The organism is Ignavibacteria bacterium (assembly GCA_036262055.1).
Taxonomy (GTDB): domain Bacteria; phylum Bacteroidota; class Ignavibacteria; order Tepidaquicellales; family Tepidaquicellaceae; genus DATAJP01.
The window spans coordinates 141,847-158,780 of the sequence record DATAJP010000002.1; the positions used below are offsets into that span (position 1 = coordinate 141,847).

General features: G+C 34.5%; 16 protein-coding genes. All 16 read right to left on the reverse strand.

From position 1 onward, the window contains the following. Positions 1-87: 87 nt before the first annotated feature. On the reverse strand, positions 88-1,779 hold the full coding sequence (locus VHP32_02335) for a capsule assembly Wzi family protein (GenBank protein ID HEX2786714.1): 1,692 nt from the start codon (positions 1,777-1,779) through the stop codon (positions 88-90). Positions 1,780-1,788: 9 nt separating this feature from the next. Then, positions 1,789-2,502, reverse strand: a complete 714-nt coding sequence (locus tag VHP32_02340; GenBank protein ID HEX2786715.1) for a transaldolase — start codon at positions 2,500-2,502, stop codon at positions 1,789-1,791. Next, on the reverse strand, positions 2,484-3,080 hold the full coding sequence (locus VHP32_02345) for an SIS domain-containing protein (GenBank protein ID HEX2786716.1): 597 nt from the start codon (positions 3,078-3,080) through the stop codon (positions 2,484-2,486). Before VHP32_02345 ends, VHP32_02340 begins: the two co-directional genes overlap by 19 nt. Positions 3,081-3,086: 6 nt before the next feature. Beyond that, positions 3,087-3,617, reverse strand: a complete 531-nt coding sequence (locus tag VHP32_02350; protein ID HEX2786717.1) for an HAD-IIIA family hydrolase — start codon at positions 3,615-3,617, stop codon at positions 3,087-3,089. A gap of 2 nt (positions 3,618-3,619) precedes the next feature. Further along, positions 3,620-4,636 carry a Gfo/Idh/MocA family oxidoreductase gene (locus VHP32_02355; protein ID HEX2786718.1) on the reverse strand — a complete coding sequence of 339 codons (1,017 nt, stop codon included), beginning with the start codon at positions 4,634-4,636 and terminating at the stop codon, positions 3,620-3,622. Between the two features lie 7 nt (positions 4,637-4,643). Then, positions 4,644-5,495, reverse strand: coding sequence for an SDR family oxidoreductase (locus VHP32_02360; GenBank protein HEX2786719.1), 852 nt, complete (start codon positions 5,493-5,495; stop codon positions 4,644-4,646). Then, entirely contained in the window at positions 5,492-6,805 is a 1,314-nt protein-coding gene (locus VHP32_02365) for a nucleotide sugar dehydrogenase (GenBank protein ID HEX2786720.1), read from the reverse strand. Before VHP32_02365 ends, VHP32_02360 begins: the two co-directional genes overlap by 4 nt. Before the next feature lie 9 nt (positions 6,806-6,814). Next, complete coding sequence (locus VHP32_02370; protein ID HEX2786721.1) at positions 6,815-7,510, reverse strand: nucleotidyltransferase family protein; 696 nt, start codon at positions 7,508-7,510, stop codon at positions 6,815-6,817. Further along, positions 7,510-8,445, reverse strand: coding sequence for an NAD-dependent epimerase/dehydratase family protein (locus VHP32_02375; GenBank protein HEX2786722.1), 936 nt, complete (start codon positions 8,443-8,445; stop codon positions 7,510-7,512). The genes VHP32_02370 and VHP32_02375 overlap by 1 nt, the downstream gene beginning before the upstream one ends. Continuing rightward, the gene (locus tag VHP32_02380; GenBank protein HEX2786723.1) at positions 8,442-9,452 is read right to left on the reverse strand and encodes a galactokinase; all 1,011 of its coding nucleotides are present in this window, start codon (positions 9,450-9,452) and stop codon (positions 8,442-8,444) included. Before VHP32_02380 ends, VHP32_02375 begins: the two co-directional genes overlap by 4 nt. Beyond that, a complete protein-coding gene (locus VHP32_02385) occupies positions 9,452-10,882 on the reverse strand; it encodes a sugar transferase (GenBank protein HEX2786724.1) in 1,431 nt (476 codons plus the stop codon). Before VHP32_02385 ends, VHP32_02380 begins: the two co-directional genes overlap by 1 nt. Positions 10,883-11,106: 224 nt before the next feature. Next, on the reverse strand, positions 11,107-12,228 hold the full coding sequence (locus VHP32_02390; GenBank protein ID HEX2786725.1) for a DUF1972 domain-containing protein: 1,122 nt from the start codon (positions 12,226-12,228) through the stop codon (positions 11,107-11,109). 11 nt (positions 12,229-12,239) lie between these two features. Further along, positions 12,240-13,055: an FkbM family methyltransferase gene (locus VHP32_02395; GenBank protein HEX2786726.1), complete on the reverse strand. Its 816-nt coding sequence runs from the start codon at positions 13,053-13,055 to the stop codon at positions 12,240-12,242. A gap of 3 nt (positions 13,056-13,058) precedes the next feature. Continuing rightward, on the reverse strand, positions 13,059-14,225 hold the full coding sequence (locus VHP32_02400; GenBank protein HEX2786727.1) for a glycosyltransferase: 1,167 nt from the start codon (positions 14,223-14,225) through the stop codon (positions 13,059-13,061). 3 nt (positions 14,226-14,228) lie between these two features. Continuing rightward, on the reverse strand, positions 14,229-15,485 hold the full coding sequence (locus VHP32_02405; GenBank protein ID HEX2786728.1) for a glycosyltransferase family 4 protein: 1,257 nt from the start codon (positions 15,483-15,485) through the stop codon (positions 14,229-14,231). Beyond that, positions 15,478-16,929, reverse strand: a complete 1,452-nt coding sequence (locus VHP32_02410; protein ID HEX2786729.1) for an O-antigen ligase family protein — start codon at positions 16,927-16,929, stop codon at positions 15,478-15,480. Before VHP32_02410 ends, VHP32_02405 begins: the two co-directional genes overlap by 8 nt. Positions 16,930-16,934 lie beyond the last annotated feature (5 nt).

Here is a 16,934-nt window from a genome sequence, read left to right on the forward strand (position 1 = left end):
AAAATATTTTATCCGAAACGGTCAGAAAGAAAACATATTTGCTTTCCAGAAACAGCTTTACAATTTTATTTAAGGAAAATTTACCCATTAAATGTAGAAATAAAAATATCCGTTAAAATAAAAATCTTTATACTTTTGGTTTTTGTAAACATAATCAGATAACCAATACTGAAAATTTAAGTCTATAAACAACTGTTTCAACGGTTGGAAATTAAGTGAAAATGAAATATTATTGCTGTTAATTCTGTATCCCTGTAGAAAAGTATTTTTTACAGGAACTGTCTGGTCTCCTTCACCAAAATTTATGTCTCCACCGAAGTTACGAACGAGATTTCCCAAGCTGTCAAGAATAAATCCCGAGCCGTGCCTTGTGTAGCCGTATCTTAATTTTACATTAAATCTATTTGAGATAAAATACTGAAGTTCTCCCGCAATTTCATCTGAGTTGGACTCAATGTGGTGTCCAAGCGGCAAAGCCCAGTTTGTGTAATTGCTCTTGTTGCTTCTATGAGAGTAAACAAACGGGTCGAGACGAGTGTATTCAGTTGTGAATGTCAAGCCGGGTAAGGTGAAAGCATCATTCCAAAATATTCCAAGCTGATAACCAAATTTATTATCGTTATATGTCGAATCATCTTTGAACACCGTTTTCAGATTTATGTCATCGATTAAAAACGTCCATTGCAAGCCCAGATTTTTTACAGGAATGTATTCAAAATCCAGTCCCAAGCTTGTATTACTGCTTTCCGTGCTTGCCTGACCTGTGTTTAAATCTGCCGATGTTAAAAAGCTAATCGGGTTAAGATATGTTATGCTAAACGGTGTAGCTGTTGAAACTATGCTTTCAAAAAAACCTAGCTTAAAAGTTTCAAATAAGTTTAAGTTTAATCTATGCGATGCAATTATTTTTGTCGGAATGTCCCGGCCGAGCGAATCTCCTTTTAACGAACCGAAGCTGAAAGAGTAATTTACTTTTTTGAAGTTCAAATCAAGCTTAACCAAATCAAACGGTATTGTATTATTCGAGTAATATAATTTATCCATATATCCAAATCCCTGATTTATCTGTTCACGTCCAATCATCACAGATATCCACTCATCATTTTTAGGTGCATAACGCAAATATCCTCTGAAAGAATCGAAGTTTTTCTTTTCAAGAACAAATTTATTATTTGCTTTATATTTTATGTCGTTGTTGATTGCAAATTGAATATCGGCGGAATCGCCTATTAGCTTTTCACCGTTTGTTGCCTTCAAATAAAATCCGAGAATATTTCTGAACGTTACGCGAATGACAATTCCTGCTTCACCTAAAGTAATTTTATGATTCCCGAGCGAATCGCCGTTACCGACTTTTTGGTTTACACCGAAATATAAATTTGTGAAAAGCGAATTAGAAGAATCGGCATCATAATATAAATATTTATTTTTGTTGCTTAAAATATTGCCTCCTTGGAGAATATTTTCTGCTTTTACTTTACCTGTAAGCTCGTAACTATAATCAACTAAATATTCGTCCAGAATATTTTTATCAGTGTTTGCTAATTTACTTTTTTGGAAGCCAATCTGTTTTAAAAAATTCGAGATTTGATTGCGTGATAAAGGAAGATTTGAAGAATTGTATTGAGGAATCAATCCTTGCAATTGCATACGTTTAAGAAAAATGTAAACATTATCCTGAACGGGAGTCAAATCCTGCTGAGAAAAAGAAATAGAAGTAACTAAAAAAAGAAATCCGGTTAAAAATAAATAAAATGATGTTTTATTTTTCAGATTCAATTGGATTATTTAAATTTTATATCCTGCAGCTTTTGCATCATCATAAAACATCTTAACGGTATCGAGTGAAAATTCATCAAGGTCTTTTCCGAGTGTCGGGAGTTTTTTCAGAATGTCATTTGTAACGGTAATGATATGACATCCGATTCCATCTGCCTGAACTATGTTAAGCAACTCACGCGGACTTGCCCAGATTAATTCCATTTGCGGATACGGCTTCAAAAGCTCAACAACCTCTTTCATAATGGGAATAGGGTCAACGCCGGCATCTGCAATTCTTCCCGCAAAAACCGAAACATACGAAGCGGGACTGTGCTTCAATGCAGGTAAAATATCTTTCACCTGCTGAACGGTCATTATAGCAGTGATGTTCAGCTTAACGCCTTTCTTAGCAAGCTTTTCTATGAGATTAACCGCTGACTCGCGCTTAGTGTTTGTTATCGGAATTTTTACATAAACGTTATCTCCCCAAGAATTTATTTCGAGCGCCTGTCGTTCCATTTCATCGAAGTCATCCGAAAAAACTTCGAGTGAAATCGGCTTATCTTTTATGTTTGACAAAATATCTTTTGAAAAATCGACATAGCTTTTTATTCCAACTTTCTTCATCAATGTCGGATTTGTAGTAAATCCCGAAATTTGCGGATTCGCATACATCTCCAGCATGCCTGCTTTCTCAGCCCCGTCTGCAAAAATTTTTACTTTCAACTTACTGACTCCCATTTTGTTTTGTTTATTTGTAGCTCAGGGTGAGATACTATTAAATGCCAGACTATTGCCTGAAAACCTTCAGTGTGCGGTGTGATTCTGCTTTCATTTACTGTCGGAATTAAAATTACTGCATCACCTGCTTCTTTTGTGTAGCCGCCATCCTTCCCGACAATACCAACAACTTTTGCGCCGATTTCTTTTGCGTGTTTGATAACATTCACGAGATTCATGCTGATTTGTTTGTCTGCATTTCCGCCGCCGACTGAAAAAACCAGAACACAATCTTTGCTGTTGAATCTGCTTCCTTTAATCCAGTTCACATAAGAAACGTCCCAGCCCTCGTCGTTCACACGTGCGGTAAGCTCTGATACATTATCAGATGGAGAGTATGTTTCCATGCCGCAGATTTTTCTGAAGTCGCAGACAGCATGCGATGCATGACCTGCGCCGCCGCCTGAACCTATGATGAAAAGTCTTCCGCCGTTCTCGCGGGTCTGCTTTAAGATAGCAACAGCTTTTTCAAGCTCGGTTTTATCCAGCTTGTTTATAATGTCGATTGATTCTTTCAGAAACTGTTCAGAAAAACTCATTTATATTTACTCTTTGTTTAATTTATTTATGATATCTTCAACTTCGTGCAAAGTATCAACTTCGAAATCAGGCAGATACGAATTTAACTTATTATAATTATTTTTAATATATATAGTTTTTATCCCTGCTTTGTGTGAAGCTTCAATGTCTTTCCAGGTATCGCCGACCATGATGGTTTCATCGCGGTTAAGATTGTATCTTTCGATTAAGCCGAGAAGCATTCCCGGGTTTGGTTTTCTGTTGAAGCTTGTGTTTTCGCTGTCGTAGCAGTAAACAATCTCCTTGAAATCAAATTTATCCGTTATGACCTTTGTGATTTTGTCAAGCTCTTCCTGTTTCATATCACCGCGAATGACATCGGGCTGATTTGAAACAACAAACATATTATAATCTTTGTGTTTCAAGGAATCATAAAGCTCAACGAAGTCTTCTCTTATTTTGAACTCATCAAAAGTCCATGGAGCAGTTTCGAACTTCTCTCTGAAAACTACGTGATTGATTACACCGTCTCTGTCAAAAAAAATATTTTTTATCATTCTTATTTTATACTTACAGTTTTACCAAGCTTGTTAGATTTATAAATGTTCTCGATTATCATATTTGCTTTGAGTCCATCGATACCGTCACCTAAAACAGGTCTGTTATCTTTAATTGCCAATTTAAATTCGCGCCATTCGCGGTTCCAGCTTTTGTCTTCTTTCGGAAATGAATATTTTTTTATGTTGGGTCTTCCGCCTTCGGATTTTCTGATACCAACTTCAAGAGTTTCCTTGCCGTAGCTTCCACCAAAACCTGAAATTTTTAGATAACCTTTTGTACAGAAAATCTCAAATGAAAAAATATTTTTCCAGTTTGTCCAGCTTACATTGAAATGAACATCTGCGCCTGATTTTGCAGTCATGTGCACAAAAGCATTGTCCTCGACTTTCATGTTCCAGAACTTCGTTTTGGAAATACCGAATATTTTTGCAATGTCACCCGCGAACCAACGGCTTAAATCGATTATGTGCACGCCCTGGTCGAGAAGCTCGCCGCCACCGCAAAGGTCTTTCGAGGCGCGCCATTCTTTTTCCATGCCGTTTCTTCCGCCGTGTCCGTAAGCTGCGCGGATGAACATAAGCTTTCCGATTTCACCGCTGTCAAAAATGCTTTTTGCTTTCAGTAATGCGGGATGAAAGCGATGATTGAATCCTGTTTTAAGAACGAGCTTTCGTTTTCTATTTTTGTTTGCAGCATTTAAAGTCTTTATCATCTGTTCCGCTTCTTTTGCATTTCTGCCGAGAGGTTTTTCAGCGATTACGTGCTTGCCTTTTTTCAAAGCATAAATGACAATTTTTTTTATGTATTTATTCACAACTGCAACAATAACTGCATCGCAGTTTGAGTCATCGATTAATTTTTTATAATCAGAATAAAACTTGCATTTGAAATCATCTGCAAATTTTTTCCCGATTACTGAATTCGTGTCGCAGCACGCAATAAGTTCATCCTTTTTTTCCAAAGCTAATGTACGTTTACGTCCAATCAATCCACAGCCAATTATACCAACTCTCATCTAATATTTATTTTTTATAAAATCCTTTGTTATCTATTCTTCTTAGTGTCGCAAAATCTTTGTCCGACTTCAATAAATCCTGAAAATCTTTTTCTGTCCATGCATCCCAGGGTGCCGAAATAAATTTGCCTGTGATTCCATCGGACTCATCAGAAAGCAGAAATGCCGTTAGGTCAGCGGCTTTTTCAGGAGGAACACCGCCGCTTTCCATTTGCTTTTGCGTTCCTTCAAAAAATGCTTTGCCTGCCTTGCCTGCACCTTCCTGAATTGTCTGCTCATGCAATCTTGTAATCACAAAACCCGGAGCAATGCAATTTATGTCGAAGTTTTCGTCGGCAAGCTCTATTGATAAGTTTTCAGTGAATCTCACGATTGCAACTTTGCTTGTAGCATAAGCGGAATAATTTGCAAAAGGAGTTGCAGCGCCGCCGCCGGAATAGTTAACAATTTTTTTCTTTGTAGCTGATTTCAGTACCGGCGCAAAAACATTGCACATATATACAGTGCCGAGAAAATTTATCTGAATCGCCTCGGTAAATTTTTCCATATCAACTTCGGTTGTTTTACCGATAGGACCATAAACACCTGCGCAATTTACCAAACCGTTTATTTCAAGATTCTGTGACTTACACCAGTCAGCAAATTTCACAACTTCTTCGTAGTTGCCGATGTTAAGTGAATATGATGTATGAGGTTTATCTGAAATTTGTTTTAACTCTGTTAACGCATTTGCTAAATCGGTTTTATTTCTTGCGGCTATAATAACTGTTGCGCCTTCCTGCGCACATTTTTTTGAAATCGCAAGTCCTATGCCCAAGCTACCGCCTGTTACAATAATTGTTTTGTCTTTTAAAATCACTTGTTCCCTCTTTTTAAATCTTCACCTGCACCTAACGAATAAAAATTAAATCCGATTTCTTTCATTTTTTTCTTATCAAGAAAATTTTTGACATCCAAAAAATTCTTTGAGTTCATTGAAGAAATTATTTTTGACCAATCATAATTTTTGAAATCGGGCCAGTCAGTCAGAATAACAAGTATATCGGATTTATCTGCAACAGCTTCTATGCTATTCTCGATTTTAAATTTTGGCTTAAACGTAAGTTCAGCATAATCAGCTTTTGGGTCAAAAACTTTTACTTTGGCTTTGCTCTTTATAAGCAAATCAACAATCTCAAGCGGCAAGCTGCGTCGCAAAGTACTTGTACCCGGTTTATATGTAAGACCAAGAATACCGATGTTTTTTCCTTTGAGCTTTTTTAAAATCTTTTCGATTTTTTTAACGATTACTTTTTTTCTTTCAAAGTTTGTTTTGTGAATAAATCCGAAAAGCTTTGCGTAACCATCCATTTCATTATTAACGGTTTCAAGAACTTTCAAATCACGTCCTAAGGTACCGCCTGAAAAGCCAATACCGGGCGCAAGATATGCCTTCTGACCGATTCTTACATCGGATTTCATTCCTTTTATAACATCAGTGATATTTGCACCTTTTTCTTCACAAAGGTCAGCAATGTGATTTGCAAAAACTATGCTCGTAGAAAGAAAAGAGTTGATTCCGTGTTTCACCATTTCGGAGCTTTCGAGACTCATCGCAAGAATATCGTTTGTAATTTTACCGAATAGCTCGATGCATTTTTGTTCAGTGTCTTTTGATGCGGTTCCGAGAATAATTCTTCCCGGATTCAAATAACATTCGATAGCCTCTCCAAGACGCAAGTTCTCAGGTGAGTAAGCAAGCTCTAAAGTTTTATTTTTCTTTTTAAGAAGATTTCTCAATTCCTCACAATATCCGACCGGCGACTGCGAGCTGACAATCAAGATTGAATTATCTTTCATTACACCGCGTACATCTTTGACAGATTTTTTTAAAATGCTCGTATCACTCGAATCATCATCACGAACGGGAGTATCATAAGTCAGAAAAACAAAATCGCATTCGGATAAATCTTTTATGTTATAGGTAAAAGAAAGTAATCCTTTTTCTGTTAAATCTTTAATTTCATCTTCTAAGCCAGGCTCGAAAATCGGAGGTTTGTTTTGTTTAAAGTTTTCAATACGTTTTTTGTCGTAATCAAATCCGATTACTTTATAGCCAAGCTTTGCCCAGCTGACCGCTATCACACTTCCCAAATGCCATAAACCAATTATTCCAATCGTTTTGTTCATTAAAATATATTATGAAATATTTTTATTATAAAATTCTTTTGTATCAAAATAAAGCACGTCGTCTTTGTAGCAGACTCCGTAAAGAAACTGATTTTTTTTCATTAAATCAGGAAAAATATCTCTTCCAAAATCAGAATACCCTTCAGGAATAAAATTTAAAACTTCAGGACTGAAATAATAAATACCTGCATTCACCCAATTAGTACCAACGTCTGTTTTAGGTTTTTCAATGAACTCTTTTATTTTAAAATTCTCATCAAACAACGCAACACCGCTTGAGCTTACGTCTTCTCGGTAATGAAACCCTATAACACCGAGAGGATTTACTTCGTCAAACTTATTTTTTAGCATGCTCAAATCTAAATCCGAATAATTATCACCATAAATTACAAAAAAATCTTCTTTACTGTTTTGCAAGAAATTATTTGCGATTTTTTTTACTGCGCCTGAAGTCCCGAGAAGCTCATCTTCAAATGAATATTTTATACTCACTCCGAATTTTGAACCGTCACCAAAATAATTTTTGATGACATCAGGAAGATGGTGAAGATTTATATATAAATCCGTTATTCCGTATTTTTTGCAGAGCAAAATATTATGTTCAAGAACGGGCTTGTCTTTATAGACAAGCATCGGTTTTGGAATCGCGTCTGTTACTTCCCTGAATCTTTCACCTTTGCCTGCAGCAAGAATTACAGCTTTCATTAAATCTTACCTTTCGCCATTTCGGATTTAATAAAATCAATAGAACGGTTCAATCCGTCTTTTAAATCAACTTTTGGAATCCATCCTAATTTCTTTGCTTCGGTGATGTCAGCAAGATTCTGAAATGCCTCACCCGGTAAATCATTTTTATAAACAGGTTCAATATCCGAACCAAGTAAACCTGCAATCATTTCATAAATTTCCTTAACGGAAAAATTTTCACCGCTTCCGAGATTAAAAACTTTATTGTCAGTACGGTTATCGGTCATGCACTGAAGGTGAAAATCATTTATGTCATCGACATAAATAAAATCACGGCGTTTATCACCCGTGCCGTATATAATAGGTTGCTCGCCTTTGAGTAACTTAATTATGAAAGCAGAAAAAACAGGAGGAACCGTTCTGCGGTAATCCTGACGCGGGCCATAAACGCAGAAATATCTTAACGCAGTCGAGTCAACATTAAAAAATCTTTTATATCCTTCAGCAAAAAGCATTCCTCCAACTTTGCTGATTGCGTAAAAGCTTTGCGGCCTAACTTCGGTTTCAGGAGTCGGAATTACATCGCTTCCTTCATACAAAGCCGAGCTTTCGGCGTAAATAACTTTTTTCACGCCTGCAAGACGCGATGCTTCAAAAACATTTATTGTGCCTGTGATGTTTATATCAGAAGTTTCAAGCGGGTCATTCTGGCAGTCAATAATGCTGTTTTTCGCTGCGAAGTGATAAACAAAATCAACATCATTAAAAACTTTGTAAATATCTTTTGACCTTATGTCGAGCTTGTGAAATTCCACACCATCGGGAATCTGTTCCTTAACGCCATACGCAAGATTATCGATGCCGATGACTCTGTAGTTTTTGTCATTAACAAGACGGTCGGCAAGATTGGAACCGATAAATCCGGCGACACCTGTGATAAGAACGTTAATCATATATTCACTAAAACCTTTGCACCTTCAAAATCAAATTTAAAATCCATGTATTTTAATCCTGCGCTTTCCATTGTTTTGCGCAGATGTTTGCGTTTACCGTTTTCGGTACATAACAATAAAAATCCGCCGCCGCCTGCACCCATAATTTTTCCGCCAATCGCACCGTTTTTCATTGCCAAATCATACCAATCATCAATTTTGGAGTTACTCATTTTATCCGAAACGCTTTTTTTAGTCAGCCAGTGTTCATGAAGCAGCTTTCCGAATGAATCAATGTCATCATCGAGCAAAGTCTCTTTTATCTTGTAACCTATGTTTTTTATTTTGTCCATATAATCAAGTGCAGAAGACTTGTTTTTTTCGGGCTTAGCCTCCGAGATTTTTTTTGATTGTTCGCCAAGGATCTGGTTTGCATCTCTTTCCATATCGGTATAAAACATCAATAATCTGTTCTCAAGCTCGTATATAACTTCGTGGTCTAAATCAAGAGGGGTAACAGTAACATTTCCGAGCCGGTCGATATCAAGCTGAATAATTCCTCCGAATGCTGATGCAAACTGGTCTTGCTTCCCGATAGGTTTGCCTATCAATTCAATTTCAACTTTGCATGCTTCTTCTGCAAGCTCGTGGGTAGAAATATCACGTCTCAGCATTGCATTAAGCGCTTTTAAAAGTCCGACAGCATATGAGCTTGAAGAGCCCATTCCCGTTCCCGCAGATAAATCAGCCATTGAGCTAATTTCCATTGGTCTTATAGCTTTGAGATACTTCAAAGATTCGCGGACAATTTCATGCTGAAGAGAATCAATATCCTGCGGACAGATAATTTCTACTTTGGAATAATTTATTTTTATTTTATTGACAATGGCAGGTTCATTAATGTTGATGAACATATACTTATTTATTGCTGCCGTTATCAAGAACCCTTCATTTTTTTGATAATAAGAAGGAAGGTCTGTGCCGCCGCCGCCAAGAGGAAGACGGAAAGGCGCTCTAACTACAATCATTAACTTGCTCCCTTACCCAGCAAAACCGATGGAATAGTTTTCAAAAGAATTTTTATATCCAGCCACACGTTCCAGTTATCTATATAAAATAAATCAAGTTTTACCCACTCATTGAAATCCGAAATATCATTTCTGCCGTTTACCTGCCACAAACATGTGAGTCCGGGTTTTACGCTTAATTTTCTTCTCTGCCAGCTTTGATAGTTCACAAGTTCCTGATAAAAAACAGGCCGCGGACCAACCAAGCTCATATCGCCTTTTAGTACACTGAATAATTGAGGAAGCTCATCGATACTCCATTTTCTTAAAAATCTTCCGAACGGAAAAATGCGCGGGTCATTTTTAATTTTAAAAACAGGTCCCGACATTTCATTTTGTTTCATCAACTCTTCTTTTATGTTATCTGCGCCGTTATACATTGTCCTGAATTTCCAGCTTTTGAAAGGTTTTTTATTGTAACCTATTACATTCCAGTTATATAAAATCGGTTTGCCGTTGGAAAGATAAATTCCGATGAAAGCAAGAAGCATAAAAGGTGAAAAAAGAATTATTGCAATACTTGCACCAATGATATCAATTGTTCGTTTCAAAAGATGCTGAAGCTCGTTATCATGTGTCATTGTTATGCTGATAATCTGCATCTCAAATACTTCATCTGCACGAAGTTTTTTGGCAACTTTGCCAAGGAAGTTAGAAATTATTCTTATCTGAACCCCTTCGACTTCGCAAATTTCGATGATTTCCTCAATTTTACTGAATTCATTTAATGACAACGTTACAATTACGTCATCAATTTTAAACTGAGTAAGAAAGTGTCTGAAATCTTTTATTTCTCCTAATATCGGATAATCAAGTATGCTGTCACTTGCAAGTTTTTTATCTGTTAGTATGCCTTTAATATGCAGACCAAAATTCGGATTGTTCTTTGCTGTTCGTAAAAATTTTACAGTCAAACTTTCCGAACCTATTACAAGAACTTCTTTTATGTCCTTACCTTTTGCTCTGATTTTATTTGCAATGATAAACATTAAAAATTTCTGAATGCAAATAAATATTAACAGTGTGATTGAGAAAATTAAAAGATACGTCCGCGAAACGTTTCCCATACGCGCAAGGGACATAAAGAATATAAACAGCAAGTCAATGAGCAGAACTGATTTGATAATGATTTTGAATTCGGATTTTATGGAAGTGAACCGCTGGTATGAATACGCACCGAAATATTTAAAAATATAAACGCCTATGAATGGAATTAAAATTGAAATTGCACCCGCTTCAAGACTAAAAAGCTCGATGTTACCAATAAGGTTTTCGCCGATTCTTTGGTCAAGCAAACTCCAGAAAAAATATGCAATATAGAAAGTAATAAAGATTGTAAAATAATCAATTATCCTTACTATACCGCTTCTGCTTGTAGATTTCCAAATCATTAATTATGATTTTGTAATATAAATATACTAATTATCGATAATAAAAAAATAAAATAAGTTGGGGATGAAAGATGTTAAAAATATGCTTAACTGCGAAGGCGACTTACTGATGTAAACTTTCTATTCCGATATCCCCAATAAAGGCTTATAAAATAAGGAATTTAAAAGTAGCAAAAAACATATAAATATTTATCAATTTTAAATATAAATAATTGTTTTTTTAATTATTTAACGTTCAAATTGGTTAACATCTCGAAATACTTTTTTTCAATCAAATCCCAATTATAATAATTCTTAATTCTTTCGGTAGTTTTTGATTTCATTTCTTTAACAAGTTCAGGATTTTTATCAATAAAATTAATTTTTTCAGTTAGATTTCCAGTTTTTAAATTAAAATAAAGACCGTAATTTTCGTCCTGAAGCATTTCCCTGTTGAAAACCGTATCCAATGCAATTATTGAGCACGAGTTTCCCATTGCCTCCAGCATTGTCGGATTTGTGCCTCCCATTGAATGACCATGAATATAACAATATGAATGCCTGTAAAAAGCAAGGAGTTCTTTTCTATTTGCTATATGCCCTAAAAACCTGACCCGCGGGTCTGAAATATCTTTGATACTGTTCTCATATTCAGAGCCATAATAATTTTTTCCAAGAACTATGAGCTGTTTACCGGTATTTGATTTTATGAATTCTTTGATTACATGTTTCGGATAATTTTCTGGAATGAATCTTGTGGCGAGTAAATAATAATTATTTTGTTCAACTCCGTATTTTTCAAGCAAACTAAAAGGAATATCGTCATATAATTCCGCACCGTATGAAATTACAACACTGTCACGCTTAAATTTATCGAGATAAATTTTGCGTATCGCTTCAGCATCTGCTATCAGAACATCTGCCATTTTTACGTTGAAGTAAGCTCCTGTCTTAAACATCATTTTTGCAAGCTTGCTCCATTTACTTCGTTCCCACTCTATACCATCGAGATTAGTAACAATTTTAATTCCGAATAATTTTAATAAAGGAATATATATTCCAAGACCAATATTAAAAAAAAATACGACATCGGTTTTGTTTTTAATTGCGCTTAGCACTGCGGCGAATGAATTTGAAAGTGTACCGAAGTTTTTTGTTTCGATACTTCCCAAAAACTTCAAATTAACACCATCGATTTTATCAGGATAGGTTTTTGTTTTATAAAGCTTTTTTCTGCAATAAACAGTAACATCATAATCTTTCTTAATTAATCTTGGCGCAAGTTCGGTAATTACGGTTTCAAATCCGCCAAAGGCATCTTCACCAAAATTAAAACCTTTTGTCCCTATGAAAGCTATCTTTTTCAATAATTTCTAAATCAAACCCATGCATGGAGCATAACAGGACTGCCGGTTTCCTGATAAATGCCTTTTGTTTTTATTTTATAATTAGAATTAAGCGACAATAAATATTTTTTTATCTGTTCGGCGTGCTCGTATTTATGATAGGTTGTAATAGCAATCTTCGGAGCATTTTTTGTTATTAAATTCTTTGCACCTAATAATGTTGCGTAATCATAACCTTCTAAATCTGCTTTTATATATGTAATTTTTATATTTTTATCGTAAAACAACTGGTCAAGTGTTTCAATTTTGGTTTTAGTTCCCGAACCGGTATCAAGGTTTGCGCAAATTCCATCTTCTGAAATGAATGATTCTCCCGGTTTATCCGATAATGCACAATTTATTACATCAACATTATCAGAACCGGCAAAAGTTTTTTTCAATGCGCTTACAAATTTCGGAAGCGGCTCTATCAGGTATGCTTTTTTAAATTTTCCTAAATTAACAAAGGTGAAAATTCCTTCAGATGCTCCGCAATCTGCAATGACATCATCGGCACTAACTTTTGTTTCGGGGATTGTATAATAATGCCAGTTTTCCGGATAAAATGTTTCAACCACAACCTGATTAAGCATTTTTAGATCAAAAGAGACCGGAAAAAATAAAGGTTTGTCAAATCCCTGAAAATAAACTTCATAGAATCCATCGTTTTCGGAAATGTTTTTAATTTTCTTTGCCGCTTTACTTCCATAAGATGAAGCGAAGAAAAAATTAAGGAGTTCAAAAAAAGATGTATTATTTTTTTTGCCATCCAAATAATATTTTACAACTTGTAATCTGTCTTTGGTCATTATTTAATTATTAAGTATCTGATTATACATATTCATCAAATTATTATAAAAAATATCCGGTGAAAATTTTCTTGAAAATTTATAGCAGTATTGCTTGTCATAATTATCCGGAAGTTTTTCATATAAATTCTGAACTCTTTCCATCAATGAATTAATCTCGAGAGGTTCATACAGGAACCCGTTTTTATTTTCGGTAACAAGCTCTTCCAAGCCGCCTCTTCTTGAAGCCAATACAGGTTTTCCGAAGCAATTTGCCTCAATAACAATGAGTCCGAATGTTTCGTAGCATAAAGACGGAGCTATAATTAATTTTGCATTTGTCAGAAGCCTTTTTTTAGATTCCCCGTCAACTTCACCAACATATTCAATATTAGATTCATTTTGAATTAATTTCAATACTTCCGGAAGGTCTTTTCCATCACCTGCAATAATGAACTTAATATTTTTTAAATTTTTAGCAATACTGACATAATCAAAAATTCCTTTTGCTTTTATTATGCTACCCATAAACAAAACATAGTCACCTACAGATTGGTCTATCTTTTCTTCCGTTGACTCTACCGGGTTGTAAATTACCTCTAAAATGTTTTTAGAAAAACCTAATTCGACATATTTTGTTTTAACAAAATTACTGACAGCTATATACTTGTCTATATTAAATTTATTTTCAATCCAATCAAAAACCGATGCTCTGTTTTTTGAGACAAATAAAGATTGTGAATATGATTCGTTATAACATTTTTTATCCACGCCGGGGTTAAATGATTTTTTGTCGTAACAGTCGAAACATATTTTTTGATTGTCATAAAAATATGAGTTCAGACAGAATGGATAAAAATTGTGGAGGTGATAAACTTTTTTAATATTTTTTGTTTTGAAAAAATTCAGTACCGAGGAATGCATAAAAGGATACAAGTTATGGAAATGCACAATATCCGGCTTGAATGAATCACAAATTTCTTCAAGCTGGTTCACAAATAATTTCTTTGCAAAATAATTTTTCAAAAAAATTGCTTTTTGAAAAGCATTCATGTCATCAAACTCTTTATTAAGGAACGAAAATAACTTGTAGTCTATTTTGTTTTTTTCAAAGCTTTGAACCTGACTATTCACAATTTTATCGACACCGCCAATGCCCCTCGTAAACTGATTAATTATTAATACTTTCATAGCTCAGCTTAATAAATTAATTAGTTTTTCATTCTGATTCTTTCTGTCAAATTTTTCTATCATATCATTTGAAAGCCGTTGTGATTTCAGGAATCCTGAATAATCAGAAAAGATTTTATCCATCAATAATTTAGATGCATTAACATCATTATATCTGATTGTTTTTAATCCGAGCGTATTTAAAAAATCCGTCATTGCACCCTCATCGTCATCATAACAAAGAACAGGTTTTTGCATAGCCAAATATTCGTATAATTTTCCTGGAATCGCAGTTTTTCCGCCATCTGAGTTCCTTTGAAAAACAAGCAGCACATCCGCATTTTTAACAAGATAGTCATAACTTTCCTGAAATGTTTTTGAGCCGAGAACATCAACTTTTTCTTTCAACCCGTATTTGTCTATTAAACTGTAGTGCTCAACATCAAAGAAGCCAAGAAAAGAAATTTTAAAGTTATATTTTTTAAATGACTGCAAAGCTTCAAAGAAATATTCTGGGGTTCTGTTTTTGGTGAGACTTCCGGAATAAACAATATTTATAAATCCTGAGTTATTCAAAAACGGATATGCAATTTCTGTGATTGATGGTTTATAAACATATCCATTATGTATTACGTTAATTTTTTTTGCAATTTTTGGTTCAAAGTTCCTTAACTGAGTTTCTGCTTTTGGGTTAGTTGTAATAACATATTTTGCTTTCCTCAAAATTTTTCTTTCTAAAAATCTGTTTAGCTTATTTGCAAGAAAAGATTTTTTTAGAAAGGGATTCTGAGTCCACAAATCTCTGTAATCAAGCATTAAATCACAGTTATAAAATTTTGAAATCAAATATCCTGATAAAAACGCAGAGAATGGAGGTCCTGTGCAAAAAAGAACATCGATTTTTTCTTTTTTACAAAGCTTAATCCCCGCACGGGCAGATTTAAAAGCCCAGAAAGCATATTCATCGGGCACAAAAAAACTTTTAATTTTCTTTTTTATATTTGAACCGGAAGAAGTTTTTGTAGTTGAGACAATATGTTTGTTCATACTTCCAACAATGTTTTTACTAAAAGGGAGCTTAATGCGGGTAATTTTTTTTGATTCAGAGTTTTCCGGTTCCAATTCGTAAAATGCAGGATAAGAATCACTTGTGGCAGTCAGCACGGAAACATTATAATTTTTTTCAATCAGGAAGTTAAAAATGCTTTTGATTCTTACAACACCTCCGCCTGCAAAAGGAGGAAAGAAATATGAAATGAGAAGTATATTTTTTTTATTCAACTTCTTTTTGTGTTGAATAATATTTTTCGGAAAAGACGAGTCCAAAAATAAGCATGAAAAAATAATCATAATGTATATCACCCATAAAACCCTGAACAAAGGACGCAATCAGATAAAAAGTAAGGAAACCAAAAAAAACATTTCTGTCTTTTAGATATTCTTTGAACGTATAAATAATTGCCATAACCAACATAATCAAAAACAATATGCAGGCGGGAATTCCCCACGTGTAGGCGAGAGAGAAAAATACATTATGCAATCCCCCCGAATAAACCAGACTTTCAAAGTGATACTCATCTTCGCCAACACCGGGATTATAACTATTCTCAATACCGTTTCCAAAAAATGGGTTTTTATTTATCCCTTCCATTGCAATTATCCATGCAGTCAGCCGTCCAAAAGAACTTCCGTAAGTATCACCAAGATTATCACCGGTCGTAAACACGTTAAAATTCTTCGTATCATAGTTTGAAGTTATTGCAGAATATATTGTTTCAAAATCGCTAAACTCCATTGCGCGACGAATGTTATTCGGTAATTCGTTTTCTATACCAAGCTGTTTATAACTTATGACAAAAAGTATTAGTCCGGCAGTAACGCCAATTTTAACAAACTTACTTATAGAATCCGAAACAAGGAAATATATACACACAATAACTAAAAGCGCAATAAATGATGCCCGCCCGCCGCCGAATAATGTTCCTAAAACCCCAAGAAGGAAAAATAAATATCTTATTTTTTTTTCTTTCATAAATCCGGACACAATAAAAATACAAACAATTAATCCCGAGTTCGATAAAATCCCAAAGCGGTTAAACTCAATGTTGTTACTCCATACAAATGAATTGAAGAAAGGAATTTTCTCAATGTTAAGAGCATACATTACTAAAGAGACGGAAAGCACTGTGAGGAAGAAATAAAAAATGAATTTAATGAACTTATTTCTATCAAGATTTTCGGTAAATAAATATCCGATTAAAAAACAGATAAGTGATGAAATAATCCACCACCTCGATTGAAAGCCTGTAGATTGGTCAGATGATACCTCAAAATAATTAGGCATTTCGAAATTAGTGAAAAAAGCTATCATTCCGAAAATTGCATATAAAATAAAAAGAAGAGGAAGCGGTTTTAATTTATTTTTTTTGAAGATCAAAAAGCAAATAAACAGAGGAACTAAAACTATTTCTTTTAATTCTCTTCCTGCAAATCCCGTTATAATGGATGAAGCTGCAATAAATAATGCAGTAATGTAAAACTCATCAGTATGTAATTTTGTAACTGCATAGAAAAAAAAGAAAGCAACCGAACCAATCGATATCAATCTAAAAATATCAGTATCATTGCTGAAATAATAAGCCTGCGCTATCAATGACAACAATAGAAAAATGAGGATAGCTTTTATGTCGTTGTTGCTTGTTTTATTTAATTCGAAATATGCCAAATATA